Raw genomic sequence first — 25,084 nt, forward strand, 5'->3', positions numbered from 1 at the left:
GCAACTCGTTGTCGCGTCACGACTTCGCGGGTCCGTGCCGGCCGCCGCGAGGTATCGCGTCGGCTTCCGGTCCTCTCATAATGACGGAGAAACAGCCAACCAGTTCCCAATGCAGAGTGCAATGGGGTGCTTCAGCCCAGGCGATCCCAGGTTGCGGCCATCTCGCTCCAGCGCGGCGGGTCGGCGCCCTCGCGCGTGCAGGTGACGGCGGCACACGCGCCGGCAAAGGCGAGCACCTTGCGCAACTCGGCTTCGCCGAGCCCTCGGAGCGCCTCCCGGCCGATACGTCCGAGCTTGCGCAGCGCGAACAGCATCCCGGCCTGGAAGGTGTCGCCGGCGCCGATCGTATCGACAACGTTAACCTTGGGGACAGCAACTTCCACCGCCCCCGCTTGAGCATGCCAACCGAGTGCCCCCTTGGGGCCGCGGGTGACGACGACCAGGCCCGTGCCGCGCGCCAGCAGCGCAGCGGCCCGCGCGGCGTAATCGTCATGGCCGTGCAGATAGTCGAAATCGACATCCGACATCTTGATCAGGTCGGCGCGCGCGGCGAATTCATCCATGCCGGCCACGTAGGCGGCCTTGTCGGTCACGAGGTTCGGCCGGCAGTTCGGATCGAAGGAGATCGTCACCGCGCCCTGGGTGGCCGCCATCATGGCGCGGGTCTCGCGTGCGCCCTGGTCGTGGATCAGGGTCGTCGAGCCAACATGGATGGCATCGATATCGGCGAAGGGGATGCTGCCGGGTCGGAACGTCCATTTCCGTGCCGCGGTTTCGGCATCATAGAACGCGTACTGCGCCTCGTTGCCGACATGGCGCACGAAGGCCAGCGTGGTCTGGTCGGGGCTGCGGGTCGCATAGTGGAGATCGACGTCAGAGCCTTGCGCATGCGCCGCGATCATGGTGCCGAACAGGTCGGTCGAGATGCCGCCGACGAAGCCGGTCGGCGCGCCCAGCCGCGCCAGGCCCACCGCCACGTTCAGGCACGAGCCGCCGACCACCGGTCGCAGGACATCGCGCCCATCGGCCGATTTTGCCGGAACGAAATCGATCAGCGCATCGCCGCAGCTCAGGATCATCAGCGTGCCTCCCCACCGGCCCCATGCATCACGGAACGGCTGTCGCGATCAAGCGTCCGCATCATCCCGTGGATACGGCGCTTGCGGCGATGGAAGTCGGCCATCGCGGGATCCGTCGGCTCGCTGAGGCGGCCGAGCGTGGACATCGAGGCCATTGTTTCGCCGATCGAGCGGAAGGCGCCGCTGGCGACGGCACCGAGCATGGCCGCACCGAGCAGCACCGGCTCCTGCGTGCCGGGCAGCGCCACCGTCAACCCGGTCGTGTCGGCCATGATCTGGCGCACCAGCGGACTGCGCGAGGCGCCGCCGGCCATGACCAGCGTCCGGCTAGTGACACCATTGGCGGCGAACGCATCGATGACGTCGGCGAGCCCGTAGGCGAGGCCGCACAACCCCGCGACGAACAGCCGCTCCATGGCGCCGATGTCGGCGTCGAGGTCGAGGCCGGCGATGACAGCCCGCGAGTCCGGATCGGCATAGGGCGAGCGGTTGCCGAGAAACTCGGGCAGGATATGGATGTCGCGCGCCAGCAGCGCGGCCGCGCCGACGCTGGATGCGCGCGCCATGATCCGCTTTTCGAGGAAGCTGATCAGATCGAGCCCCTCGGCGCGGGCGGCCGCGTTGGCCTCCGCCGATGCCGGATGCGAGCGCAGCAGGTGGTCGATCGCCGCTCCCGCGGCGGACTGGCCGCCCTCGTTGAGCCAGAAGCCCGGCACCATGCCCTGATAATACGGCCCCCACACGCCGGGGACGAAGGATGACGCGCGCGTGGTCGCCATGATGCAGGCCGACGTCCCCATGATGTAGGCGAGACGGTCGCAGACATCGACCTCGCCGCCGTCGGCGGCCCGGCCACCGATCGCGCCGATGCCGCCGGCATGGGCGTCGATCAGCGCGGCGCCGACGGGCGTGCCGGCAACAAGGCCCAGCTCCGCCGCAGCAGTGCGCGTCAGCCCCTGCGCGAGCCGCGTCCCCGGCGCAACGATCTCGGTGCCGATGCGCGTGTAGTCCTCGGTGACGAAGTCTTCCAGACCGATGCGACCGAAGTAGTCCGCACTCCAGCGCGTCTCGTGCGCGAGGTAGTTCCACTTGCAGGTCACCGTGCACATCGAACGCGCGAGCGAGCCGGTCGCGCGCCAGGTGAGGAAGTCGGCGAGATCGAAGAAGTGCCCGGCGGAATCGAAGCTGGGACGCAAGTGGCGCTTCAGCCACAAGAGCTTGGGCATTTCCATTTCCGGCGAGATCGAGCCGCCGACATAGCGCAGCACGTCGTCTTCGGTCGCATTGATGTCGCGCGCCTCGGTCAGCGCCCGGTGATCCATCCAGACGATGACGTTGCGAGCGGAGCTGCCGGAGCCGCTCACCGTGACCGGCTCGCCCCTGGGATCGAGCACCACCAGCGAGCAGGTGGCGTCGAAGCCGATGCCCTTGATCAGCTCCGGGGAAATGGCCGCTTCCGCGATCGCGGCTTTGACGGCGGCGCAGCAGGCGCGCCAGATGTCGTCGGAGGACTGCTCGACGACATCGCCCGCCTCATGCCAGGTCTGGATCGGATGCCGCGCCGCGGCAAGCAGGCGGCCGGTCTCGTCAAAAATCCCGGCGCGCGTGCTGGTTGTGCCGACATCGACACCGACAAAGGCCTGCCGCATGTTTCGCTCCCGTCAAATTTGACGCGAGCTTACCAGCAAGTGTAGCCGCCATCGACAACGACGACGCTGCCGGTCATCAAACTTGCCGCCTCCGAGGCCAGGAACAGCACGACGGAGGCGATCTCCTCGACCTGCCCCATCCGCGCCATCGGGGTTCCGCCGATCCAGGCGTCGTACATCCGCGGATTGCTCTTCACGAAGGCGTTGAGCGGCGTCTCGATATAGGTCGGCGCGACCGCGTTGACGCGGATGCCGCGCGCGCCCCATTCGGCGGCCAACGACTTGGTCAGATGGTGCACCGCGGCCTTGGAGGCATTGTAGAAGCATTGCTCCTGCGGCTTGTTGACGATGAAGCCGGACATCGAGCCAATATTGACGATGGCGCCGCTCTTGGCCGCCAGCATGTGCTTGCCGAACGCCCGGCAGCACCAGAAGGTGCCGTTGAGGTTGACGTCGAGCACGTTCAACCAATGCTCGTCGGTGACCGTCTCGGCCGGCGTCTCGCTGCGGGCGATGCCGGCATTGTTGACGAGGATGTCGACCTTGCCGTGGCGCGCCGCCAGATCGTCGGCCACCGCGCTCACCTGCGCCGAATTGGTCACGTCCATTAGCGCCGTCTCGGTCGAGAAGCCCTTGGCCTTCATCGCGGCCTGCGCGTCCGCCGCGGCCTTGGCATCGCGATCGGCGATCACGACATGCGCGCCCGCCTCCGCCAGCGCCTCGACGCAGGCAAGCCCGATGCCCTGCGCGCCGCCGGTGATCAGGGCGGTCCTGCCGTTCAGCTTGAATTTCTCCAGATACATCGTCGTCGTCCGTTGTTGTCGTTGACGCCCGGAGGGGACGTCACCTCTCATGCGAAGATGGAATTGCCGCTCTGGTCGAACCGATAGATGCGGTTCGGCTCCGGCCGCAGCGTCACGGCATCCCCGGCGCTGAGTCGCTTCTCGCCGACCACGCGCACCGTCAGCGTTCCGAGCGCGCCTGCATCGACGTAAAGAAAGGTGTCGCTACCGAGATGCTCAGCGATGACGACCTTGCCGGGCCACCCCTCGCCGCCGTCGTCGACGATCCCGATGTGCTCAGGCCGCACGCCGATCGTGGTGGCGTTGTGCTTGCCCGCTTCCGCGCCGGTGATGAGGTTCATCTTCGGCGAGCCGATGAAGCTGGCGACGAACAGGTTGGCGGGGCGCTGATACAGTTCGATCGGCGAGCCATACTGTTCGATGCGTCCGGCATTGAGCACCACGATCTTGTCGGCCATGGTCATGGCCTCGACCTGGTCATGCGTCACGTAAATCGCGGTGGTGCCGAGTTGCTTCTGCAGCCGCGTCACCTCGAGGCGCATCTGCACGCGCAGCGCCGCATCGAGATTGGACAAGGGCTCGTCGAACAGGAACGCCTTGGGCTCGCGCACGATGGCGCGGCCGATGGCGACGCGCTGGCGCTGGCCGCCGGACAGCTCGCGCGGCTTGCGGTCGAGATAGGGCGTGAGGTTCAGGGTCGCCGCGGCGGCCTCGACCTTCTGGTTGATCTCGGCCTTCGGCAGCCCGGCCATCTTCAAGCCGAAAGCGATGTTGCCGCGCACGCTCATATGCGGATACAGCGCATAGGACTGGAACACCATCGACAGGCCGCGCTTGGCCGGCGGCACGTCGACGACGTTCGCGCCGTCGATCAGGATGCGGCCGCCGGAGACGTCCTCGAGCCCCGCGATCAGCCGCAGCAGCGTGGTCTTGCCGCAGCCGGAGGGGCCGACGAACACCACGAACGCACCGTCGGGAATATCGAGATCGGCGCCCTTGATGATGTGGACCGGCCCGAACGATTTCTGGACACCTTCCAGCGTGATCCGTCCCATGTGATCCCAGCCCTTCCGTTACTTCACTGCGCCGAAGGTCAGCCCGCGCACGAGCTGTTTCTGGCTGAACCAGCCGATGATCAGGATCGGCGCGATCGCGAGCGTGGAGGCCGCCGAGAGTCGCGCCCAGAACAGGCCCTCGGGGCTCGAATAGGAGGCGATGAAGGTCGTCAGCGGCGCCGCCTCCAGGGTCGACAAGTTCAAGGTCCAGAACGCCTCGTTCCAGGCGAGGATCAGATTGAGCAGCAGGGTCGAGGCGAGCCCGGGGATCGCCATCGGCGTCAGCACATAGATCAGCTCGCGCCCGATCGTGGCGCCATCCATCCGCGCCGCTTCGAGGATGTCCTTCGGGATCTCCTTGAAGTAGGTGAACAGCATCCAGATCACGATCGGCAGATTGCCGAGGCAGAGAATGAAGACCAGCCCGGTGCGCGTGTCGAGCAGCCCCATGTTCTTGTAGATCAGGTAGATCGGCACGAGCACGCCGACCGGCGGCATCATCTTGGTCGAGAGCATCCAGAGCAGGATGTCCTTGGTGCGCTTGGTCGGCGAGAACGCCATCGACCACGCCGCGGGAATGGCGATCAGCATCGCGATCAAGGTCGAGCCGCCGGCGATGATCAGCGAGTTCAATGCGTGATGCAGATAGTCGCTGCGATCCTGCACGGTAGCGTAGTTCTCGGTCGTCCAGTGGAAGAAGAGGAATGAGGGCGGCGTCGCGAACGCCTCCAGTTCCGTCTTGAAGCTCGCCAGCACCATCCACAGGATCGGGAAGAAGATCACGAAGCCGGCGAACCAGGCGCCGACCGTTGAGATCACGACGTGACGTCCGGTGACCTTGCGCGCCATGGCTCATGCCTCCAGATTGCGGCCGACGACGCGGACCAGGAAGAAGGCGACGATGTTGGCGATGACCACCGCAACGAGGCCACCGGCCGAGGCGGTGCCGACATCGAACTGGATCAGCGCCTGCGAATAGACCAGGAAGGCGATGTTGGTGGTCTGCAGTCCCGGCCCGCCACCTGTCGTGACGAAGATCTCGGCGAACACGGTGAGCAGGAAGATGGTCTCGATCAGGATCACCACCGTGATCGGCCGCGCCAGATGCGGCACCGTCAGGTAGATGAAGCGCGACAGCGCGCTGGCCCCATCCATCTCGGCCGCCTCCTTCTGCTCCTCGTCGAGCGACTGCAGCGCCGTCAGCAGGATCAGCGTCGCAAACGGCAGCCATTGCCATGCGACGATGAAGATCACCGCGAGCAGCGGCGCATCGGTGAACCAGTCGATCGGGGTGAAGCCCAGCGAGGTCGCGATCCACGCGAACAGGCCAGACACCGGATGCATCAGCAGGTTCTTCCACACCAGCGCGCTCACCGTCGGCATCACGAAGAACGGCGCGATCACCATCAGGCGGATGAAGTTGCGGCCAATCACCGGCTGGTCGAGCAGAATGGCCAGGGGAATGCCGAGGCCGATGGTGAGCAGCAGCACCGAGCCGACCAGCACCAGCGTGTTCTGTAGCGAGGCGAGGAAGGCGGGATCGGTGAGGAAGTACTCGAAATTCTCCAGGCCGACGAAGCTCTCGGAGCCAGGATCGAGCAGGCTGTAGTGCAAAGTCGAGAAGTAGACCGTCAGCGCCAGCGGCACGATCATCCAGATGAACAACAGGATGACCGCCGGCGACATCAGCGCTCGGGCGAGCAGTTGAGTCTGTCTGGTGGCCATTGCCGAAGATCCTTGTTCACTCGACAGATATTGCCGCATTGCGAGCGAAGCGACTTGTCCGCTGTAGCGCAGCGCGACGCTCTAGGGACGGGCGCGATGCCCATGAATGCGCCCTCTCCCCTTGTGGGAGAGGGCATCACTGGCCCATCCGCGTATGCGGTCGGGTGAGGGGTATCTCTCCGCGAGCTCCACTTGTGGAGACATACCCCTCACCCGACCGAGTTCGTCGCGCTGTCCTACATGCCCTCTCCCACAAGGGGAGAGGGCGCAGTCATGCGCACCGTATTCATGCTCAACTGATCAATCCGTAGGGTGGGCAAAGGCGCGAAGCGCTGTGCCCACCATCTTCGATCTTGCCGTGGCGCGGTGGGCACGCTGCGCTTTGCCCACCCTACGGGTCGCGTCTGCCTCGTGAGAGAAAATGCGGCCATCCCTTGTGGGGAGGGATGGCCGCCAGTGATCAGCTCGGGAGGAGTTTGGTGTCGAGCTGATGACCTCGCGCGGCTATTTGATGTAGCCGGCGCGCTTCATCTCGCGTTCGGTGGAGGACTGCGCCGCAGCCAAGGCAGCATCGACCGTCATCGAGCCGGCGAGCGCCGCGGAGAACTGCTGACCGACGGCGGTGCCGATGCCCTGGAATTCCGGAATGGCGGCGTATTGCACGCCGACATAGGGAACGGGCTTGACCGTCGGATGGCTCGGGTCAGCCGCATCGATCGACGCCAGCGTCAGCTTCGCGAACGGCGCGACCTTCAGATACTCCTCGTTCTTGTACAGCGAGGTGCGCGTACCCGGCGGCACGTTGGCCCAGCCTTCCTTCGAGGCGACGAGCTTCAGATAGTCCTTGCTGGTGGCCCAGGCGATGAACTTCTCGGCCGCCTCGACCTTCTTGGAGCCGGCGGGCACCGCGAGGCTCCACGCCCACAGCCAGTTGGCGTTCTTGCCGAGGCCGGTGTTCGGCGCCAGCGCGAAACCGACCTTGTCGGCGACCTTCGATTCCTTCGGATTGGTCACAAACGAGGCCGCCACCGTGGCGTCGATCCACATCGCGCATTTGCCGGAGTTGAACAGCGCGAGGTTCTCGTTGAAGCCGTTGGAGCTGGCGCCGGGAGGGCCGGCCTCCTTCATCAGGTCAACATAGGTCGACAGCGTCTTCTTCCATTCCGGCGTGTTGAACTGCGGCTGCCATTTCTCGTCGAACCAGCGCGCGCCGAACGAGTTCGACATCGCGGTCAGGAACGCCATGTTCTCGCCCCAGCCGGCCTTGCCGCGCAGGCAGATGCCGAACGTGCCGGCCTGCTTGTCGGTGAGCTTCTTGGCCGCGTCGATGACGAAGTCCCAGGTCGGGCTTTCCGGCATCTTCAGCCCGGCCTTCTCGAACAGGTCGGTGCGGTACATCACCATCGAGCTCTCGCCGTAGAACGGCGCGGCGTAGAGCTTGCCGTCGACCGACACCGCGTCCTTGATCTTCGGCAGGATGTCACCAGCATCGTAGTCGGCGCCGAGCTTGTCGAGCGGCACCAGCCAGTCCTTCTTGGCCCAGATCGGCACCTCGTAGGTGCCGATAGTGAGAATGTCGAACTGACCGCCCTTGGTGGCGATGTCGGTGGTGACGCGCTGGCGCAGCACGTTCTCTTCCAAGGTCACCCATTTCACGGAGATGTCGGGATTGGCCTTGGTGAATTCGCTGGTGAGTCCCTGCATCCGGATCATGTCACCGTTGTTGACGGTGGCGATGGTCAGGCTGGTCTCGGCCATCACGGGCGCGTTGGTCAGCAGCGTGGCGCCGCCGACCAGGGCGGCAAGCATGCTCGTCCGAGTGAAGATGGTCTTCACGGTCTCCTCCCATTCCCGTGAATTTTGAACATATGCTCACGGGCTGAGCTGATGTTCACATCACCGGTCAGACTTTGTCAAGCATGCGCCGGCGCCCACAGGTTGTGCGCTGCGATAGGACATTGCCGTGAGGTTGAGGAGACTGCCGGAGATGATGCCTCTTTGCCCGCCCCCGTCGTTCCGGGGCGCGCGCAAGCGCGAGCCCGGAACCCATACCCACAGGGAGGAGTGCTAGGCACCCTTGTCGTGGGTATCTCGCCTCCCAACCTCAGCCTGGGGTTATGGATTCCGGGCTCATTCGCTGACGCGAATGCCCCGGAATGACGAGAGGAGAAAGGTGCGCGACCTTCACGCCAGGATGGCGCGAGCCGTGGCCTCGTCGGTGATCAGGCCGTTGATCAGCCGGCCGGCCAGCGCCGCACGGATCGCCGCGATCTTCGCCGGCCCGAGCGCCGCGGCGATGGTCATGGCGCGGGCCGGCACATCCGGCGGAATGCTGGTCAGCCGGCGGTTGGTGCCGCCGTCGATCAGCCGCCCCTTCGCGTCATACGCCCAGCCGGTGATCTCGCCGATGGCGCCCAACCGCATCATCTCGGTCAGTTCGTCGCGGGTGACGAAACCGTCGACATGCATCTGCGCCTTCTGGTCCATCTGGCCGATGCCGACCAGCTTGAGATCGGCCTTGTCGGCGACCGCCTTGACCTTGGCGATGGCATCGAGCGTCACCATGCGGTCGCGCTCGTCCTCGCTGCCCATCAGGAACGGCAGCGGCATCGGATAGTGCCGCGCGCCGGTGCGGTCGGCGAGCCGGCCGACCGTGTCGAAGAAGCTCGCGGAGCCGTCGGCAAGGATGTTTCCGACCAGCGAGACGATCTGGTGCTCGGGCCGGTCGACCGGCGTAACGCGCTCGACCGCGGCACGCACCGCGCGCCCGGTACCTAGCGCGATGATGACCGGTGTCTCGGTCCGCAGCGTGGTCTCGAGCAGGTTGGCGCAGCGCTCGGCGATCCCTGCCGCGCCGGCCGGCGCAGCCGGATCGGTCGGCACCACCTCGCAATGCACCAGCGCGAAGCGCTCCTTGAGCTGGGCGGCGAGCGCCATGCAGGAGGCGATCGGGTGCTCGAGCCGGAAGGTGATCAGTCGCTCGGCGAGACACAGCGACACCAGCCGCTGCGCCGAGGCCCGCGACACCTGCAGCATCCGGGCGATCTCGTCCTGGGTGTGACCGGCGATGAAATACAGCCAGCCGGCGCGGGCGGCGTCGTCGAGCCGTGATTTGTCGCTGTCGCTGGCCGCCATGACGCCGGATCGATCTCCTTCCAGACTTCCGGCCGCACTATGCCATGACCGTCACAGCATCGGGAACCGGACCTCGCCCCCGTCCCCAAGGGAAACCGGGCAAGCCTCCGGAAGCAGATCATATGCTCCAATCATGGGCAATAGCTCGAGTCATTAGGTGCATCGCAACGAGGGGCCGGAACCTCGCCTGCCGCACGTCGGCTATCTTCTCAAGGGGGATGCGCCGCATCGGGCGGCGTCTTAGCTCACGGCGATGCCCCTGCCCCGCATTGCTCAATCCCGCCGCGCCGCCCCCGTGCTGATCTGCCGCAAATGCCTCAAGCGCAGCGATGACGCCAAAGCCATCAAGAAGGCCATCAAGCGCACGCTGAAATCGGAGGGTGAACACGGCACCGGGACGGCCGACAAGCCCGCGCGCGTGGTCATGACGAGCTGCTTCGGCCTTTGCCCGAAGCGGGCGGTCGTCATCACCGGCCGCGACCGCGCGGCGCGGGGCGAGTATGTGCTGCTGTCCTCGCCGGCGGACGTGGCAGGCGCATTGCAATTATTGACCGACGCTCAGGAGCCATCCTCCTGAGCGGCGTAGATGTTAATGAAACCTTGCTTCGAACGGTCAATTCTCGCCGCGGATCTTGACGCTTGCTTGGCACAAGCCGGGCTTAGCTGACGCGTCAACCTTGTCGGCAGGCATCATGAGCCCCATCGCCACCATCGCAGTTTCCGGCATGAAGGCGGCCTCGCAGCGGCTTGAGGTGTCCGCCTCTAACGTCGCCAATGCGATGAGCACCGGCGCATTGCCGAATGCCGACGGCACGCTGCCGGCCGGCGCGCCCAAGGCCTATGATCCGCTGACGCTGGTGCAGAGCGACGTCGCCGGCGGCGGCACGCAGGCGACGATCACCAAGGCGAGCCAGGGGACGTCGGCGAGCTACCAGCCGTCAGCGCCGTTCGCCAACAAGGACGGACTCGTGGCTGCGCCCAATGTCGACCTCGCCGAGGAGATGATCAGCCAGCTCGTCGCCAAATACAGCTTCGCCGCCAACGCCAAGGTGCTGAAGGCGAGTGACGAGATGAGCCGGATCGTCATCGACATGAAGGTGTGACCGGCGTCGCACGCTCGCTCGCCGCTTCACGCATCCGTGAATTCGGGTTGAAATCCGCGTCACTGCGAGCGGCGTAGCCGCAATGTGACCCGCTCGCCCGACATCTCTCCCGCCTTTCGGCGCTGCTGCGCGCGGCCCTCGCCGCGCCCGCGGGCGCGGGCCGGATTGCGACCGCTGTCGTTACCGGCCTCGTCTGCCACACGCTGTTTGCCGCGGCCGTGCTGGCGATGATCGGTGCGATGTTCTTCGGCATGAGCGAGAGCTTTGGCCGCGTGCCCTGGCCGTGGTCCCTCGCCGCCAACGCCGCGCTGCTGCTGCAGTTTCCGCTGGTTCATTCGCTGTTGCTCGGACCCGGCCGCCGCTGGCTGGCGCGCATGGGACGGCATGGTTCGACACTCGCCACCACGCATTACGCCATCATCGCCGCAACACAGCTGCTGTGCCTGTTCGCGCTGTGGACGCCGAGCGGCATCATCTGGTGGCGGGCAGAAGGCGAAGCCTTCGTCGTGCTCTGCCTCGCCTATGCCGCGAGCTTTCTGCTGCTGATCAAGGCGAGCTGGGATGCCGGCGTCGAGGTGCAGTCCGGCGCGCTCGGCTGGCTGTCGCTGGCGGCCGACCAGCCGCCGCGCTTTCCCGGCATGCCCGTCACGGGCCTGTTCGCGCTGATCCGCCAGCCGATCTATCTGTCGTTTGCGTTGTCGCTGTGGACGGTGCCGGTGTGGACGCCCGACCAGCTCGCGGTCGCGCTGGTGCTGACGGCCTATTGCCTGCTCGCACCGCACTTGAAGGAACGCCGCTTCGCGCAGATCTACGGCGCCCGTTTTGCAACCTATCGCGCCCGCGTGCCTTACATCCTGCCGCGCTGGCCCGCGCGCGGAGGCCCCACGCCATGATCAACGCTGCCGCCCTCCTCATCACCGCGCTGCTGTTCGGCGGCATGACGCTGTTCTCGTTCGGCTTCGCGCCGTTCCTGTTCAGCGCGCTGCCCAGCGACACCACGCGAACGCTGATCCGTCGCGCCTTCCCGCACTTTTATCTGTTCGTCATCGCGACCGCGGCCGCCGCCGGCCTGCTGGCGCTATCCGGAGATGAGCTCTCAGGCGGAGCGCTGGTCGCGATCGCACTGACCGCGGTGCTGGCACGGCAGGTGCTGATGCCCGCGATCAACCGCGCCACCGATGCCGGCGAGAAGCGCCACTTCGCCCGCCTTCATGGTGCCTCGGTCATGCTCACCTTGATCCATATCGTGCTGAGTGGCGGCGTGCTGCTGCGTCTCGCGCAGTGAGGACGCCCGCGGAGAAAGGACAGCGATGCTCTACAAGGATGCCGTGAAGCCAGCCTTCGCCGCGACCGCCGAGGGACCCTCGACCGTCGACCCCGCCGAGATCGCGCGATTCTCGCGGCTCGCCGAGGAATGGTGGAAGCCGGACGGCGCCTTCAAGCTGGTGCACGCCTTCAACGCTGCGCGCGTGACCTATCTCTGCGACCGCCTGCCCGCGCTGGTCGGCCGCGACGCCGGAGCGAACCTGCCGCTGGCGGGCCTCGACATTATTGACGTCGGCTGCGGCGCCGGCATCGTCACCGAGCCGTTGTCGCGGCTCGGCGCCGAAACGCTCGGCATCGATGCTGCCGAACGCAATGTGCTCGTCGCTGCCGATCATGCGCGCAAGCAGGGCGCGCTCGTCGCCTATCGCCACGCGCTGCCGGAAGACCTCGCCGCGGAAGGCGAGCAGGCCGACATCGTGCTGACACTGGAAGTGGTCGAGCACGTCGCCGATCTCGGCCGCTTCATAGGCCATGTCGCCGCGCTCGTGCGCCCCGGCGGCATCCTTGTGGTCGGCACCTTGAACCGCACGCCGATCTCGTTCGTGAAGGCGATCATCGGCGCCGAATACATCCTCGGCTGGCTGCCGCGCGGCACCCATGACTGGCGCCGCTTCGTGAAGCCCGCCGAGCTGGAGACCTTGCTGGCGTCGCGCTTCACGCCGGTCGAGACGGTCGCCGTCGAGCTCAACCCGCTGACGATGCGCTGGCGCATTGGCGGCCGCCCTTCGACCAACTATCTGCAGATCTATCGCCGAATGCCCTGAGCTTGGCTGCAAGACGGCTGGCGCTGCGATCAGCGCGCCAGCACGGCGACAAGCCAGTCGATCAGCGTGGCCCCGCCGATCGGCGCGATCAGCAGCAGCACCATGTTGAAGCCGAGCAGCGCGAGCAGCACCCGCTCGCCCCGCGGCGACAGCCGCCGCTTCGGCGGCTCGGGCTTGGGATCATCGGGCCAATAGGCGGGGTGATCGACGAACATGGCGACGCTCCAAGGCGCGGCGGGTGCGCGATCATCTATACCACGGCGCGCAAGCTCCTGCGGCAACGCCATCGGACCCGGGACAGATCATGGTTCCGCGATTTGCAGCAGGGCTTCCCTGAACCGAAATAATCGATTGCTCACCGGCCGTCAGTTCCGGTCTGTCGGTCGCCGCGACACTTTGGCGAGAGCGCCGGAACATTCGCCCATGGCCAATTGTGCCATCGGCCATCCTTGTCGACGCAAGCGGACGATTTTGGCGACGGGCTCGTCGTCTCGAGCGCGGCGGCATCGCGCGCGGCAAAGCGGTGGTCGACATAGGTCGTGGACAGATATCCGGCGACGGTCACCGCCAGGACGACCGCAAATCCCTTGGCTGAGTCACTTCCGCGCATGTCAGTCCATCCCTTGTTCGGCGCGCCAGGAACATATGGGAGCATCTTGCCGCGCAGCCGCGCGGCGGGCTGTGAGAGAGGTCACAGCGACATCAACCGGCTCGCAATGCCGGCGCGAGAGGCCTTGCTGAGGATGCAGCGCTCCTGCACGGCCGCCTGTCCTCGCTAGATGTCGTATCCGAGCCGCAGAATCGCGGGCTCCAGGATCGGGATCACCGGCGCGAGGTGCTTCAGATACGGACGATAGCGGAAACGCGAGCGGTCGTAGAGGCGCTCGGTCACCTGCGCGTAGCTGGCGGTGCGGGCATAGCGGCGGTTCTCGTGGAACGACAGGCAGCGGCGGTCGAACGGCAGGCCGATGAAGGCAAACATCCGCCTCACCTCGGTCTCCTGATCGGCGATGATGTCCTCGTAGCGCACCGCGTGATAGCGCAGCTGCATCTGTGACAGATAATGCTGCACGAGATCCGTGATCAGCAGGTAGTGCCGGGCGATGCTCTCGAGGTCATAGGCGCAGTAGTAGCCGTGGGTGAGGTGGTTGGAATAGACCGAGAGCACGACGTCGAGCGGATGGCGCTGCAGATGGATGATCGGCGCCTTCGGGAAGATCAGCCCGATCAGGCCGAGATGGGTCTCGTTCAGCGGCATCTTGTCGGTGAACCATTGCGCGCCCTTGCGGATCACGCCAAGCTGGCGCGCGCGCTGCAGGTAGTAGTCGCGCAGATTGTCGAGCCCTTCGACCTGGTCGCCGAGCCAGAGATCGGCGAGCGCCTCGGGATAAGCGAGCGGGCTGCCGAGCATGCGCGGCATCAGCGCGGTGATTTCGTTGATGATCGGCAACTCGTCGCCGGCGGTGATCTTGGGATGCGCGCTCAGGGTCTGCTCGACCATGGTGGTGCCGGAGCGCGGAAAGCCGACGATGAAGATCGGCTGCGCCACGTCGGTTCGCGTCGCCGCACGCGGCAGGATCTGCAGCCGTCCTCCAATGAAGAAGCCACGCAGCCGAGCGGCGAGCGAGCCCGCCTCGTCGGCGAGATAGGACAGGCCGGTCAGCTCGCGCAGCGTGCGCTTGCCCTCGCGGAAGGCCGCAAAGGCGTCGTCGAAACGCCCCATCTTGTCGAGCAGCAGGCCCTTCTCGGTCCATTCGGCCGGACCCAGCCCGCCGCCGTCGCGGCGCTGCTCGATGTCGTCGAGGATCGCGATCGCCTTGTCGTAGTCCCTGGTGCGGCCATGCAGGATGGCGCGCGCGAGGCGCGTGTTGGAATTATCTGGCGCGACGCGTTCGGCAGCATCGAGCAGTTCGCCGGCGCGCGCGAAATTGCGGTCGGTCTCCTCCATCCGCGCCCAGCCATACAGCGTCTGGTAGATGTCGGGCGCGAGCATCACCGACTCCTCGTAGAGCCGGCGCGCCTCCTCGATGCGGCCCTGGTTCTTCAGGTTCCAGGCGAGGTTGGCGAGCACGATCGCATCGCGGCGGCCTGATAGTTCCAGCACGCGGCGGTAATGATACTCGCCGATCTGCGGCCGGTTGGCCTCGGTCATGATCATGCCCATCAGATTGTGCGAGCGCGGATCGGTCGGCGCCAGCCGCACCGCGTTGCGGGCATGATGCTCGGCTTCGGCCAGCGCGCCCCGCTCGAACATGAGCTGCGCCAGCGCCTGAGTGGCGAGCAGATTGTTGGGATCGAGCCGCACGATGCGGGCGAGCAGCGCTTCGGCGGCGGGCAGCTTTTGCTGAGCGAAGCGGATCTGATAGAGCAGATCAAGCGCACCGAGATGGCGCGGCAGCCGCATCAAAACCGAGAGCGCGATGCGCTCGGCGACCGCGATGTCGCCGGCCCTCGCCGCCAGTTGCGCCGCATCGAATTCCGGCACCGGCTGCGGGACCGCCGGTGCGGCGCTCCAGTCCAGCGCGCAGCAGCGGTCGTCCGGCAGGCCGCTGCCACAGGCGCAAGCAGATGCGGCCAGTTGCGCCGCGCCCGAGGTGTCGGACATCCCGTTCATCCCTGCTGTCTCGGTCGGCCGGGCGGCATTGTCAATCGCACGCGGCCGCAGCGACGTCAGCGCGGCTGCGCGCGGCGGCAGCGATCGCGCCAGCCCTTCCGAAGCAGAACTCTAGAACGCGACCCGCAATCCGCCGCGGCCGGAGACGACGTGGCTGCCGTCGGACAGCGCCAGATATTCGCCGGCGGCATAGACGCCGACAGTACCGATGCGCCATTCCAGGCCGCTGCCACCATAGCCGCCCCACAGATTGGTCTTGCCGGGGGTGGCGAACGGGATCGCCTGGCCGAGCAACGTGGCCGGCACCGTGCCGCCGCCCATCAGTTGGCTGCCCTGCAGGCCGGCGAAGGCCGACAGCGCCAGCGCCGTCTGCGCGGAGAAGCTCACGGTCCGCGTCAGCTTCAGTTCGCCACGCTCGTCGAGCACGTTGACGCTGCGCGCGCCGACCGTCAGCGGCGCGGTGGTTCCGGTTTCGGTGTAGCCGCCGAACGCGCCGTAGAGATAGCGCAGCTTCAGGCTCGGCGTCAGCATGTACACGGCATCCGCCATCCGGCCGAGCCCGATATGAGTGCCGATCTGCGCCTCGGGGCTGACATACCAGCCATTGTAGTTGGCGGCCGCGCGCTCCAGCCCGTTCGCGACCAGATTGTTGTTGACGATGCGGCTGGTGCTGGCCTGCATGGCGCCGCCCTGCAGCGTGGCATTGAGGAAGGCGGAGCCCATCGCAAAGCGCGCGGCGAGACCGGCAAAGCCAAGATCGCTGGCGCCCGACGCGCCATTGGCGATGCCGGTCGTGGTATGGCCCGCGCCGGCGAAGGCACCGAGCCGCAGGTCGGGCCTGACCTGCCGGTCGAAGCCGACCATGCCGCCATAGAACTCGTTGCGGGCCGACACCAGCGCGCCGTCGCCGGGCTGGCTGCGTACGCCGGCAAAGCCGCGCGACCACACCGTCCAGCCGTCGGCATAGGCGACGGTCGGCGCCTTGAAGGCGATGCCGTCGCCGGCATAGGCGGACAGCCCCGGCAATGCCGCGAACGCCTGCTCGATCCGCGATGGCGCGTCCGGAGCTGCGAAGCCGAGCGGCGTGCTGCTGCCACCAGGGCTACCACCGACCTGCGGCAGCGCGCCCGACACCGCGCCGGTGACATCGCCGAGCGTGCGCCAGCCAAGCGCAAACGGGGTCGGATCGATGGTGACGACGCGATTGCCGCTGACCACATAGGGCACGTTGGAGGTCACCGTGACGCCCGCCAGCGTGTTGAAGGTCAGGTTCTGGTTGCCGGTGCGGACGTTCACGGTGTCACCGGCACCGTTGAGATCAATCGCGCCGATGATAGTCGAGCCCGGCAGCAGGTTGAGCGTGTTGTCGACGCCGTTGAATGCGATGGCCGTCGTGGGACCGGCGATGAGGCCTGAGTTGCTGATCGTGCCGGTGCCGAGGATCCGAATGCCGACGCCGGTCGGTCCGTTCGCGATGATGCTGCCGCTATTGATCACATTGCCGTCGCCGCCGACAAAGATGCCGTGAGCGCCGCAGCCACAACCGGCAGTGGCTTCGATGCGGCCGGAATTGATGACCGTGCCGTTGCCGGCGATGCTGACGCCGTAGCCGACGCCGGAGCTCATCGCGGAAATCGTGCCGGTGTTGGTGACACGACCGTCGCCTGCGATCTGAATTCCGTAGGCCGTCCCTGCGCCATTGGCGACGATGCTGCCTGTATTCGTCACCGCACCAGAGCCGAGAAGGACTCCGGCAGCATTGTAGAGGCTTGTACCGACGATCTGGCCGGTGTTCGTCACGGTGCCGTTGCCGGGGAGAAGAATGCCGGCCGCGCGGTAGATGCCGCTCGCCTCGATCGTTCCCGCATTGGTCACGCCGCTGCCGCCCCGGACGCCGTAGGCGTAATAGCCCGTGGCCCGGATCGTATTGGAATTCGTGACGGCACCGGTGCCGCCGATCTGGACGCCCACGCCGCGCGTATTGGACGCAAACCCGCCAAGTGCGGCGATGCTGCCGGTGTTGGTGACTGTCCCGTTGCCAAGGATGAAGACGCCATAGACCGCGCGGCCCTGGCCGGTGATGGTGCCGGAGTTGGTCACACTGCCGTCACCGGTGATAAACGTCCCGACGCTGACCTGCGATCCGTAGCCGCCCACGCTGCCGGCGTTGGTCACGACGGAGCCATTGCCCAGCGCCACACCGAAGCTGTTGACTCCCGCGCTGCCAGTGACCGACGCGCCCGACAGCACCAGCACGCTGGCGCCGGTCTCGGTGCCGGTCCCGAACCCGTTGGTGCCGTCCTGATTGGTCGTGGAGCCCGTGCAGGTCGCGATAACGCCGTTGCCGGCCGCAGGGCTGCAGGCGGCCCAGGCCGCATCGAACGGCGAAAGGACCAGCGGGAAAAGCGGCAAAGCTAGAAGCGGAACTCGCTGCATCACACGCCTCGGACCGGTTCCTCGCGCGGGAACATCGATCGTGCGTAGTTCATTCAGCGATAACTTCCCATACCGAGTTGACAATCGCCCGCAATTTCACGGGCCGCCTGTGGCGCGGCTGCCACTTCCGGGCGAGCGGGAATCGGTCGCCCTATTCAATCGCGCGCAAAACTAGATCTCGCAACCGCCACGTGGAGTCCTGCAGACCGCACTTGAACTGGAGCCGCCTGCTTGGCAGTCGCCCGGCACTTCGCCGTCAACCTTGTCCGAGCCCTCCACGACAGACGAAGCATCAAGCTCAGCCGGCATTGGGCGGCCGGCGCGCCGGAGGCGGGTGCCTGCCGTCGCGCCCCGGCTCGTTCATTTCAAAGCATGTCTATCGATGCGCCGATGACAATCAGAAATGCAGCGTAACGGTATCTCGGCAATTCAATCAATTTCGGAGCAATCGTTGATCCGCAATATCGCGCCAACATCCCTCACCCGTTGGAGCGTGGCGTGCTGGCCGGATACCCCTACCTCGGACTCCTGTCACGTTTCGGCCGTGACCGGAACGGCAACATCGCGATCATCTTCGCACTGGCGCTGCTGCCGATCGTCGCCTTCGTCGGCGCGGCCACCGACTATTCGTTGGCCGTGCGCGCCAGGGCGCAACTGTCGGCCTCGATCGACGCCGCGATGCTCGCGGCGACCAGCTATGCCGCCATGCGCGACACCGCGTCGGCTGCCAAGACATCGGCGACCAGCATGTTCAATGGTCAGATGGCGGCGCACAACCTCAGTGCAAGTTCGTTCAGTGTCACCGTGACCGACGGCGTCAACGCCCGAACCGTGACCGGCACCGCAAGCGTCGCGGTGAAAACGACCTTCATGTCCATGTTCGGGTTTCCGACCATGACGGTCTCGGCCTCGTCGTCGGCGTCCGCCTCGTTCCCGACCTATATGGACTTCTACGTGCTGCTCGACAATTCACCGTCGCAGGGCCTAGGCGCAACCACCGCCGACATGACGACGCTGCAGGGCCTGACATCGGACACATGCGCCTTCGCCTGCCACGACACCTACACGTCGAGCTCGAAGAAGAAGCTGCAGACGAACAGCTATTATACGATCGCCAAGAATGCGGGCGTCACGATGCGTATCGACGTGGTGCGCAGCGCGACGCAGTCGCTCACGGACACGGCGACCTCGAGCCAGGTCGTCAGCAGCCAGTACCGCATGGCGGTCTACAGCCTGGGCAGCGACTGCGGCGCGCTGGGCCTCACGACCATCGCAAGCCTGTCCTCGAGCCTGTCCTCGGTGAAGTCGTCGGTCGGCACGCTCGATCTGATGACCATCCCCTATAGCGGGTACAACAACGACATGTGCAGTGATTTCGACGGCGCCCTGTCCTCCATGAACGGAGTGATCCCGACGCAGGGCGACGGCACCTCGACCAACCCGCAAAAATGGCTGTTCTTCATCTCCGACGGCGTCGCCGACTATTACTATCCGAGCACCTGCAGCAAGACGACGGTCTCCGGCGGTCGCTGCCAGGAGCCGCTGAACACCGAGACCTGCACGACGCTGAAGGCGCGCGGCATCAAGATTGCGGTGCTCTATACCACCTACCTGGCGATCACCAACAACGCCTGGTACACGACTTACATCGCGCCGTGGCGCGACGACATCGGCACCGTCATGAAGTCCTGCGCCAGTTCCGGCTACTACTACGAGGTCGATTCCAGCGGCAGCATCAGCGCCGCGCTGACCGCCCTGTTCCAGCAGGCGATCGCCTCGGCCCATCTGACGAAGTAGCGAGCCGCCCCCCATCATCCGCATCCTGGCACGACGGAATCATGGCCTCATCGGATCGCGAGAGGAGATTCCCCTAGACGCGTTTCGGGATCGCGGTCTGCCCGGTCACCTCGCCCGCTGGCTCCGGGGTCAGCCAGCGATAGATGAATCCGCCGGCCGCGCCGCCGAGCAGCGGCGCCACCCAGAACAGCCAGAGCTGCGCCAGCGCCCAGCCGCCGGCGAACAGCGCCGGTCCAGTGCTGCGCGCCGGGTTCACGGAAGTGTTGGTGACGGGAATGCTGATGAGATGAATCAGCGTCAGCGCAAGCCCGATCGCCAGCGGCGCAAAACCCACCGGCGCCTTGCCATGCGTCGCGCCCATGATGACGAACAGGAACATCATCGTCAGCACGAATTCGCTGAGCAGGCACGCCCCGAGCCCATACTTGCCGGGCGAATGCTCCGCATAGCCATTGGCGGCAAAGCCACCGGCCAAGCTGAAGTCCGGCGCCCCGCTCGCGATCGCATACAACACGGCCGCACCAACGATGGCGCCAATCACCTGCGCAATGATGTAGGGCACGATCAAGCTGGTCGGAAACCGGCCGCCGCATGCCAGTCCCACGGTGACAGCCGGATTGAGATGACAGCCCGAGATGTGTCCGATTGCGTAGGCCATGGTCACCACGCTGAGCCCGAACGCCAGCGCCACGCCGAGCAGACCGATCCCGACATCAGGCACCCCGGCCGCGATCACCGCACTGCCGCAACCGCCAAAGGTGAGCCAGAAGGTGCCGATCGCCTCCGCCACGAGCTTGTTGTTGTTGCCGTTCATCATCGCCTCCCTGGGTGCGTGTGATTGGCCGGAGCCCTGCGTCTCCCGTCAACGGAGAAGATGATCACTTCGGCAACCTGGAGTCAAAGCCGGATTCGGGGTCGAGCGTGGGTTGCCGATGTGGAAGATGACCCTGGCTTCAGCCGCGTTGCTAACTGCGCTCGTCCAGCCTCCCATCCCGCAACCCGCCGCCGACCACCAGGCCCATCATCCGGATCAGAAGGAGGCCCCTGCCGCCGGATCCGGCACGGCAGACTAGGAGGCCCATCCATTGACTCATATAGGGTACCCCCCTATCTTATATCGATGGCGCACACGATCAAGAACAAGTCGAAGCTCCTGGGCCGTGTCAGGCGGATCAAGGGCCAGTTGGAAGCTGTCGAGCGCGCGCTGGAAGCGGAGCTTGGCTGCACCGACGTGCTGATGCTCGTCGCCTCCGTCCGCGGTGCCGTCACCGGCCTGACCACGGAATTGCTCGAAGATCACATCCGGCACCACGTCGTCGATCCCGCTTCCGAAAAGGATCCGGACAAGGCGAGGGGCGCTGCGGATCTGATCGATATCGTCCGCACTTACTTGAAGTGAACGACATGACCGACCTGGCTTCGCTGCTCCAACAGAGCAGTTCACACGCGTGGCTCTTCATCCCGAGCGCGATCCTGCTCGGCGCGCTTCATGGGCTCGAGCCCGGTCACTCCAAGACGATGATGGCTGCTTTCATCGTGGCGATCCGAGGGACGGTCGTCCAGGCCGTGCTGCTTGGTCTGTCTGCCACGATCTCGCACACCGCCGTGGTCTGGGCCGTAGCGCTACTCGGCCTCTATTTCGGTCACGACCTTTCCGGCCAACGCAGCGAGGCTTACCTGCAATTGGTGTCCGCGGTGATCATTCTCGGCGTGGCCGCCTGGATGGTGTGGCGCACGTGGCGCGATCCGACCACGGAGCACGAGCAACATCATCACGACGGGCCGCAGACCGTTACGCTCGCAGGCCGCACGCTCATTCTAGAGGTCTTCGAGGACGGGGTTCCGCCACGCTGGCGACTTCGCTGCGAAGACGCAAGCCGGCTTGATGCCCGCGATGTCGTGATCACGACCATTCGCCCGGACGGCTCTGAGCAGACCTTTGCGTTCGCTGACCATGGCGAATACCTCGAGAGCATCGAAGACATTCCGGAGCCGCACGCCTTCAAGGCACGCGTGGAGCTGGCTGGCGATACGGCCGAAGTGTTGTTCGAGGAGCACGATCACCATCACCTCGATCTCGGCGACGAAGACGACGCGCATGCGCGGGCCCATGCGGCCGACATCCGCAAACGCTTCGCGGGACGCACCGTGACCACGCCTCAGATCATCCTGTTTGGATTGACCGGAGGTCTGATACCCTGTCCGGCAGCCATCACCGTGCTGCTGCTTTGCATTCAATTGAAGCAAATCAGCCTCGGCTTTGTGCTCGTGCTGTGCTTCGGCATCGGTCTCGCGATCACGATGGTCTCCGCCGGCGTCGCCGCGGCCCTTAGTCTCCGCCACATCGAGCGCAATTGGGGCGGCTTCAGCCGATTGGCGCACCGTGCTCCTTACGTGTCCGCGGCCCTGATCGTCCTCGTTGGCCTCTACACCGGTTGGTCAGGGTGGCACGAATTGATGATCTGACCAGCGCGCGCACCTGTCAGTCGGGCGGCAGCGGGTTGACTTGGTAGACCATTCCGCTGCCTCCCATTCGCTTTCGTCAGCTTCGGTTTTGCGCGCTCTGGCTCAGCTCTTCGTGCTGGCGGTCTTGTCGAGCGCAGCACGTAGCCCTTCAGCGAGATTCACCGCGTCGTTGTTCGCCCAGAAATGCATGAAGAACAGTCCCGGCTGCTCGTCGAGCATGTGGCTGTGCAGCGCGGTCAACTCGATGCCGTGCGTCCGCAGCGCCATGATGACCGGGTTGACCTCATCCGCGGTCAGGACGAAATCGCCGGTGATCGCAGCCTTGCCGTCTCCGGTCGGCTGAAAGTTGATGCCGATGGCGACACCCATCGGCCCGGCGGGTGTCAACGGCATGCCCTCCTCCGTGATCGGGTCGCGCCGCTTGACGTTGAACTGATAGACACCACCGTTGGCGTGGCCCTTCACGCCGATGATCTGGTCGAGCTTCGCGGTATCGAGATCGATCGCGGCGGGTGGGCCCGCCGGCGCGGCAGCAGTCAGCGGCGTCTTGCTCTCAGCCAACGCGTCGTGGATGGCCGAAGCGAGCTTGACGGGATCGCCATGGCCGGCCACGTGCATGTAGAACGTCGCCGGGCTCGCGCGCAGCAGATGGTTGCGTACCGCCGTGATCTCCAATCCGCTCGCAATCATCTTCGCCATCACGGGATTGATCTCGGATTCCAGCAGCACGAGGTCGCCCATCACCATTGTTGCGCCATGGGCGGGCTTGAATGCGACCCAGCCTCCCAATGCCAGCGCCGGCTTGATCGCGACGCCGTCCAACGTCACCGAGAGATCGCTGCGGGGAAAGCCGTAACGCCGGACGTCATCCGAGACAGCGGGCTTGCGGCCCAGTGTCTCGTCCACCTTCTGCCATTCGGCATCCTGAGCGTAGGCCGGCGGCAATGGCGCAAATCGGAACGACAGCAGGATGCCGAGGCCAATCAGGAACAAGATAGTCTTCTTCATGGTGCTACTCCTCACGCTCAATCGCGCTCTTTGATCTGGCCGTTGCTGTCGAGGACGAGCGTCACCGGCTTGCCGTCCTTCATGGCTTTGGCGACGATGCCTTCGGCCGTCGACGTGACGTCTTTCACCTGCGAGTAAGCTTGTCTTGCGCTCGGCGGCACGCGGCACCAGGCGCTGTTGCCGATCATACGGGACGCCCTGAGAAGCGGCTTCATGCCGATCATGAACAGCATGGCGGCGATCGGCGTTGTCTCCCTCCCGGGAATGATGACCGGCCAGATCCTCGCAGGCGTCGAGCCGGCCGACGCGGTCAAATACCAACTGCTGATCATGTTCCTGATCGCTGGCGGGACCGGGTTGGGAACGCTGGCGGCGGTATTAGGCGGCGCTCATTTGCTGACCGATCATCGACACCGGCTGCGCCTCGATCGCCTTTCGACCGGAATGTAGGGGACCCAGGCCCGGGGTACACGGGCGCGCCGATCGACGGAGATCACGTAAGATTGTCGTGATCGTCGCTTATAGATTGCTTTAGGCACAGCTATTCGCCTTTCGTGAACCCGCAGGTTGGCGGAACATTCCGCACTGAGACCGGTTCGCTCAAGTTCCCATGCTGCTCTTAACCTTCAAGGCGCTTGCTCCAGAGGTCCGCTGATGTCATCGCTCGATCCCGTCAAAAGTGCTCATGACGGCCGCCAGCGACGGTTGCTGATCGTGCTGGCTTTGGGATTTATTGCCTTTGGCGCCGCAGCGGCTGCCCTCTACTACATCTTGCAGCCCGAGACCCTGCGGATCGCCGTTGGACCGGCCGGAAGCGACGACCATCGGGTGGTCCAAGCCATGGCCGACGCTTTCGGCGAGGAAAGCAGGACGGTGAGGCTCTCCCCGATCACGACCGGGGGAGCTGCTGAATCTCTCGCCCTGCTGGCGACCGAAAAGACCGACCTGGCAGTCGGCCGCGGTGACCTCAACATGCCGCCTGATGCCCAGACGTTGGCCGTCTTACGGAAGAACTACGTCGTCCTGTGGTCTACGTCGGGTCGAGGCCGCAGCGATCCAAAGCGGAGGGCCAATGGCAATATCAAGGAGATCGCCCAGCTAGCGGGTCACAAGGTCGGCATTATCGGAAAAACCGGAGCAAACCTCGCAGTCCTCCAGACCATTCTGGAGGGCTCTGGCGTGCAGCCTGACAAGGTGGCCACGGCCCAATTCGGGACCGATGAGATCGAAAAGCTTGCGCGAGACCCCACCCTCGATGCGTATCTCGCGGTCGGTCCGCTCGACAGCAAAATCACCGCGGATGCGATCAATGAGACCTCCCGAGAGCGCGGAGCTCCCACGTTTCTCCCGATCGAGGCATCCGAGGCTATCGCTCTGAAACATCCCCGCTACGAGGCCGAGGAGATTCCGGCGAGCGTCTTCAATGCGAGACCGGCCTGGCCGGAGGACAAGATCGACACGATCAGCGTCAACCATCTGATCCTGGCAAGAAAGGAACTCTCCGAGGCCAAGGCCGCCGCCTTCTACCGGCAGCTCTTTGCGGTCCGCGACACGATCACGCAAGGCATCGCCGGCGCTTCGCACGTCACGAAACCGGATACAGAGAAGGAGACGGATCCTTCCGTGCATCGGGGCGCCGCGGCGGTGATCAACGGCACGGAGCGAACCTTTCTGGACAAGTACAGCGACTACTTCTGGTTTGCCTTGCTTGCGCTATCCGGAATCGGTTCGGCCGCCGCCTGGCTGCGCCGCTATCTGAACCGGGACGAACTCAACGACGGCGACAGCTGCCGCAGCCGCGTTCTTGCGGCGATGTCGGAAGTTCGCAATGCTGAGTCCGAACAGGATCTCTTGAAATGGCAACGGGAAGTCGACGCGATCATAGGCGAAGCCCTCAAGGGCTATGACGATGGAGTCGTCGAGCCAGAGGACTTGGCCGCCTTCGGTCTCGTCGCTGAACTGTTCAATCATGCCGTTGCCGAACGGCGAACGACGCTGCAAAGCGGTCCCATCGATCAACCACGGACGACGAGTCCAACCCTCGCTTCGCTACGATAGGGCGCGTTCGTGGCCGGATCCCGGACTCCGCCTGGAGCAGGCTCCAGGCGTAAGCCGCTCGTTGAA

The 25,084-nt window shown here is 65.5% G+C and carries 24 protein-coding genes and 1 pseudogene; 10 read left to right on the plus strand and 15 right to left on the minus strand.

What is annotated here, in order from left to right; genetic code table 11:
- Window positions 1-131: 131 nt before the first annotated feature.
- From ACQR1I_RS32630 to ACQR1I_RS32665, 8 genes are all read right to left on the minus strand, one after another.
- The gene (locus tag ACQR1I_RS32630) at window positions 132-1,079 is read right to left on the minus strand and encodes a carbohydrate kinase family protein (RefSeq protein WP_434870533.1); all 948 of its coding nucleotides are present in this window, start codon (window positions 1,077-1,079) and stop codon (window positions 132-134) included.
- Complete coding sequence (locus tag ACQR1I_RS32635) at window positions 1,079-2,728, minus strand: FGGY-family carbohydrate kinase (protein WP_434870534.1); 1,650 nt, start codon at window positions 2,726-2,728, stop codon at window positions 1,079-1,081. Before ACQR1I_RS32635 ends, ACQR1I_RS32630 begins: the two co-directional genes overlap by 1 nt.
- Before the next feature lie 29 nt (window positions 2,729-2,757).
- Window positions 2,758-3,531: an SDR family NAD(P)-dependent oxidoreductase gene (locus tag ACQR1I_RS32640; protein ID WP_434870535.1), complete on the minus strand. Its 774-nt coding sequence runs from the start codon at window positions 3,529-3,531 to the stop codon at window positions 2,758-2,760.
- A 47-nt stretch (window positions 3,532-3,578) separates the two neighbouring features.
- Window positions 3,579-4,586: an ABC transporter ATP-binding protein gene (locus ACQR1I_RS32645; protein ID WP_434870536.1), complete on the minus strand. Its 1,008-nt coding sequence runs from the start codon at window positions 4,584-4,586 to the stop codon at window positions 3,579-3,581.
- 18 nt (window positions 4,587-4,604) lie between these two features.
- The gene (locus ACQR1I_RS32650; RefSeq protein WP_434870537.1) at window positions 4,605-5,435 is read right to left on the minus strand and encodes a carbohydrate ABC transporter permease; all 831 of its coding nucleotides are present in this window, start codon (window positions 5,433-5,435) and stop codon (window positions 4,605-4,607) included.
- 3 nt (window positions 5,436-5,438) lie between these two features.
- A complete protein-coding gene (locus ACQR1I_RS32655; protein WP_434870538.1) occupies window positions 5,439-6,311 on the minus strand; it encodes a carbohydrate ABC transporter permease in 873 nt (290 codons plus the stop codon).
- 504 nt (window positions 6,312-6,815) lie between these two features.
- The gene (locus tag ACQR1I_RS32660) at window positions 6,816-8,120 is read right to left on the minus strand and encodes an ABC transporter substrate-binding protein (protein ID WP_434870580.1); all 1,305 of its coding nucleotides are present in this window, start codon (window positions 8,118-8,120) and stop codon (window positions 6,816-6,818) included.
- Window positions 8,121-8,495: 375 nt separating this feature from the next.
- Window positions 8,496-9,446 (minus strand): sugar-binding transcriptional regulator, encoded by a 951-nt coding sequence (locus ACQR1I_RS32665; protein WP_434870539.1) that lies wholly within the window; start codon window positions 9,444-9,446, stop codon window positions 8,496-8,498.
- Window positions 9,447-9,699: 253 nt separating this feature from the next.
- Here ACQR1I_RS32665 and ACQR1I_RS32670 point away from each other — a divergent pair, with 253 nt between their 5' ends.
- The 5 genes from ACQR1I_RS32670 (at window position 9,700) to ubiG (ending at window position 12,639) form a co-directional block, all read left to right on the plus strand.
- Window positions 9,700-10,023 (plus strand): hypothetical protein, encoded by a 324-nt coding sequence (locus tag ACQR1I_RS32670; protein WP_434870540.1) that lies wholly within the window; start codon window positions 9,700-9,702, stop codon window positions 10,021-10,023.
- Window positions 10,024-10,138: 115 nt separating this feature from the next.
- Window positions 10,139-10,549, plus strand: a complete 411-nt coding sequence (locus ACQR1I_RS32675) for a flagellar basal body rod protein FlgC (RefSeq protein WP_434870541.1) — start codon at window positions 10,139-10,141, stop codon at window positions 10,547-10,549.
- A 227-nt stretch (window positions 10,550-10,776) separates the two neighbouring features.
- Window positions 10,777-11,442, plus strand: a complete 666-nt coding sequence (locus ACQR1I_RS32680) for a methyltransferase family protein (RefSeq protein WP_434870581.1) — start codon at window positions 10,777-10,779, stop codon at window positions 11,440-11,442.
- Entirely contained in the window at window positions 11,439-11,834 is a 396-nt protein-coding gene (locus ACQR1I_RS32685; RefSeq protein ID WP_434870542.1) for a DUF4149 domain-containing protein, read from the plus strand. The genes ACQR1I_RS32680 and ACQR1I_RS32685 overlap by 4 nt, the downstream gene beginning before the upstream one ends.
- A gap of 25 nt (window positions 11,835-11,859) precedes the next feature.
- On the plus strand, window positions 11,860-12,639 hold the full coding sequence (gene ubiG, locus ACQR1I_RS32690; RefSeq protein ID WP_434870543.1) for a bifunctional 2-polyprenyl-6-hydroxyphenol methylase/3-demethylubiquinol 3-O-methyltransferase UbiG: 780 nt from the start codon (window positions 11,860-11,862) through the stop codon (window positions 12,637-12,639).
- A 29-nt stretch (window positions 12,640-12,668) separates the two neighbouring features.
- Here the strand turns inward: ubiG and ACQR1I_RS32695 are convergent, their stop codons facing one another.
- The 4 genes from ACQR1I_RS32695 to ACQR1I_RS32710 all read right to left on the minus strand — a co-directional run bounded on the left by ACQR1I_RS32695 (window position 12,669) and on the right by ACQR1I_RS32710 (window position 17,689).
- On the minus strand, window positions 12,669-12,854 hold the full coding sequence (locus ACQR1I_RS32695; RefSeq protein WP_434870544.1) for a hypothetical protein: 186 nt from the start codon (window positions 12,852-12,854) through the stop codon (window positions 12,669-12,671).
- A 140-nt stretch (window positions 12,855-12,994) separates the two neighbouring features.
- Window positions 12,995-13,249, minus strand: coding sequence for a hypothetical protein (locus tag ACQR1I_RS32700; protein WP_434870545.1), 255 nt, complete (start codon window positions 13,247-13,249; stop codon window positions 12,995-12,997).
- Between the two features lie 165 nt (window positions 13,250-13,414).
- Window positions 13,415-15,244: a tetratricopeptide repeat-containing sulfotransferase family protein gene (locus ACQR1I_RS32705; protein WP_434870546.1), complete on the minus strand. Its 1,830-nt coding sequence runs from the start codon at window positions 15,242-15,244 to the stop codon at window positions 13,415-13,417.
- 120 nt (window positions 15,245-15,364) lie between these two features.
- On the minus strand, window positions 15,365-17,689 hold the full coding sequence (locus ACQR1I_RS32710; RefSeq protein ID WP_434870547.1) for an autotransporter outer membrane beta-barrel domain-containing protein: 2,325 nt from the start codon (window positions 17,687-17,689) through the stop codon (window positions 15,365-15,367).
- Window positions 17,690-18,187: 498 nt separating this feature from the next.
- On the opposite strand from ACQR1I_RS32710, the gene ACQR1I_RS32715 reads away from it, so the two are divergent.
- A complete protein-coding gene (locus ACQR1I_RS32715) occupies window positions 18,188-19,486 on the plus strand; it encodes a TadE/TadG family type IV pilus assembly protein (protein WP_434870548.1) in 1,299 nt (432 codons plus the stop codon).
- A gap of 73 nt (window positions 19,487-19,559) precedes the next feature.
- Here the strand turns inward: ACQR1I_RS32715 and aqpZ are convergent, their stop codons facing one another.
- Window positions 19,560-20,300, minus strand: coding sequence for an aquaporin Z (aqpZ, locus tag ACQR1I_RS32720; RefSeq protein ID WP_434870549.1), 741 nt, complete (start codon window positions 20,298-20,300; stop codon window positions 19,560-19,562).
- 306 nt (window positions 20,301-20,606) lie between these two features.
- Here aqpZ and ACQR1I_RS32725 point away from each other — a divergent pair, with 306 nt between their 5' ends.
- Window positions 20,607-20,885, plus strand: a complete 279-nt coding sequence (locus tag ACQR1I_RS32725; protein ID WP_434870550.1) for a metal/formaldehyde-sensitive transcriptional repressor — start codon at window positions 20,607-20,609, stop codon at window positions 20,883-20,885.
- A 5-nt stretch (window positions 20,886-20,890) separates the two neighbouring features.
- Window positions 20,891-21,952, plus strand: a complete 1,062-nt coding sequence (locus ACQR1I_RS32730) for a nickel/cobalt efflux transporter (RefSeq protein WP_434870551.1) — start codon at window positions 20,891-20,893, stop codon at window positions 21,950-21,952.
- A 102-nt stretch (window positions 21,953-22,054) separates the two neighbouring features.
- Here the strand turns inward: ACQR1I_RS32730 and ACQR1I_RS32735 are convergent, their stop codons facing one another.
- Window positions 22,055-22,960 carry a DUF1259 domain-containing protein gene (locus ACQR1I_RS32735; RefSeq protein WP_434870552.1) on the minus strand — a complete coding sequence of 302 codons (906 nt, stop codon included), beginning with the start codon at window positions 22,958-22,960 and terminating at the stop codon, window positions 22,055-22,057.
- 17 nt (window positions 22,961-22,977) lie between these two features.
- Complete coding sequence (locus ACQR1I_RS32740; protein ID WP_434870553.1) at window positions 22,978-23,193, minus strand: hypothetical protein; 216 nt, start codon at window positions 23,191-23,193, stop codon at window positions 22,978-22,980.
- On the opposite strand from ACQR1I_RS32740, the pseudogene ACQR1I_RS32745 reads away from it, so the two are divergent.
- A pseudogene (locus tag ACQR1I_RS32745) lies at window positions 23,099-23,410 on the plus strand (ABC transporter permease); the annotation flags it as partial. The gene ACQR1I_RS32740 and the pseudogene ACQR1I_RS32745 sit on opposite strands and share 95 nt — an antisense overlap.
- Window positions 23,411-23,614: 204 nt before the next feature.
- Entirely contained in the window at window positions 23,615-25,018 is a 1,404-nt protein-coding gene (locus ACQR1I_RS32750) for a TAXI family TRAP transporter solute-binding subunit (protein WP_434870554.1), read from the plus strand.
- Window positions 25,019-25,084 lie beyond the last annotated feature (66 nt).

The organism is Bradyrhizobium sp. HKCCYLS2038 (genome assembly GCF_051167655.1).
GTDB lineage: Bacteria > Pseudomonadota > Alphaproteobacteria > Rhizobiales > Xanthobacteraceae > Bradyrhizobium.

Bases quoted from the DNA above. Each gene is read 5' to 3' on its own strand.
- ACQR1I_RS32740 (WP_434870553.1), bottom strand. From the start codon at position 23,193: ATGCTGTTCATGATCGGCATGAAGCCGCTTCTCAGGGCGTCCCGTATG.
- ACQR1I_RS32685 (WP_434870542.1), top strand. From the start codon at position 11,439: ATGATCAACGCTGCCGCCCTCCTCATCACCGCGCTGCTGTTCGGCGGC.
- ACQR1I_RS32665 (WP_434870539.1), bottom strand. From the start codon at position 9,446: ATGGCGGCCAGCGACAGCGACAAATCACGGCTCGACGACGCCGCCCGC.
- ACQR1I_RS32700 (WP_434870545.1), bottom strand. From the start codon at position 13,249: ATGCGCGGAAGTGACTCAGCCAAGGGATTTGCGGTCGTCCTGGCGGTG.
- ACQR1I_RS32660 (WP_434870580.1), bottom strand. From the start codon at position 8,120: ATGCTTGCCGCCCTGGTCGGCGGCGCCACGCTGCTGACCAACGCGCCC.
- ACQR1I_RS32645 (WP_434870536.1), bottom strand. From the start codon at position 4,586: ATGGGACGGATCACGCTGGAAGGTGTCCAGAAATCGTTCGGGCCGGTC.
- ubiG (WP_434870543.1), top strand. From the start codon at position 11,860: ATGCTCTACAAGGATGCCGTGAAGCCAGCCTTCGCCGCGACCGCCGAG.
- ACQR1I_RS32635 (WP_434870534.1), bottom strand. From the start codon at position 2,728: ATGCGGCAGGCCTTTGTCGGTGTCGATGTCGGCACAACCAGCACGCGC.
- ACQR1I_RS32710 (WP_434870547.1), bottom strand. From the start codon at position 17,689: ATGCAGCGAGTTCCGCTTCTAGCTTTGCCGCTTTTCCCGCTGGTCCTT.
- ACQR1I_RS32675 (WP_434870541.1), top strand. From the start codon at position 10,139: ATGAGCCCCATCGCCACCATCGCAGTTTCCGGCATGAAGGCGGCCTCG.
- ACQR1I_RS32725 (WP_434870550.1), top strand. From the start codon at position 20,607: ATGGCGCACACGATCAAGAACAAGTCGAAGCTCCTGGGCCGTGTCAGG.
- ACQR1I_RS32695 (WP_434870544.1), bottom strand. From the start codon at position 12,854: ATGTTCGTCGATCACCCCGCCTATTGGCCCGATGATCCCAAGCCCGAG.
- ACQR1I_RS32655 (WP_434870538.1), bottom strand. From the start codon at position 6,311: ATGGCCACCAGACAGACTCAACTGCTCGCCCGAGCGCTGATGTCGCCG.
- ACQR1I_RS32750 (WP_434870554.1), top strand. From the start codon at position 23,615: ATGTCATCGCTCGATCCCGTCAAAAGTGCTCATGACGGCCGCCAGCGA.
- ACQR1I_RS32650 (WP_434870537.1), bottom strand. From the start codon at position 5,435: ATGGCGCGCAAGGTCACCGGACGTCACGTCGTGATCTCAACGGTCGGC.
- ACQR1I_RS32705 (WP_434870546.1), bottom strand. From the start codon at position 15,244: ATGTCCGACACCTCGGGCGCGGCGCAACTGGCCGCATCTGCTTGCGCC.
- ACQR1I_RS32730 (WP_434870551.1), top strand. From the start codon at position 20,891: ATGACCGACCTGGCTTCGCTGCTCCAACAGAGCAGTTCACACGCGTGG.
- aqpZ (WP_434870549.1), bottom strand. From the start codon at position 20,300: ATGAACGGCAACAACAACAAGCTCGTGGCGGAGGCGATCGGCACCTTC.
- ACQR1I_RS32630 (WP_434870533.1), bottom strand. From the start codon at position 1,079: ATGATCCTGAGCTGCGGCGATGCGCTGATCGATTTCGTTCCGGCAAAA.
- ACQR1I_RS32670 (WP_434870540.1), top strand. From the start codon at position 9,700: ATGCCCCTGCCCCGCATTGCTCAATCCCGCCGCGCCGCCCCCGTGCTG.
- ACQR1I_RS32680 (WP_434870581.1), top strand. From the start codon at position 10,777: ATGATCGGTGCGATGTTCTTCGGCATGAGCGAGAGCTTTGGCCGCGTG.
- ACQR1I_RS32640 (WP_434870535.1), bottom strand. From the start codon at position 3,531: ATGTATCTGGAGAAATTCAAGCTGAACGGCAGGACCGCCCTGATCACC.
- ACQR1I_RS32735 (WP_434870552.1), bottom strand. From the start codon at position 22,960: ATGAAGAAGACTATCTTGTTCCTGATTGGCCTCGGCATCCTGCTGTCG.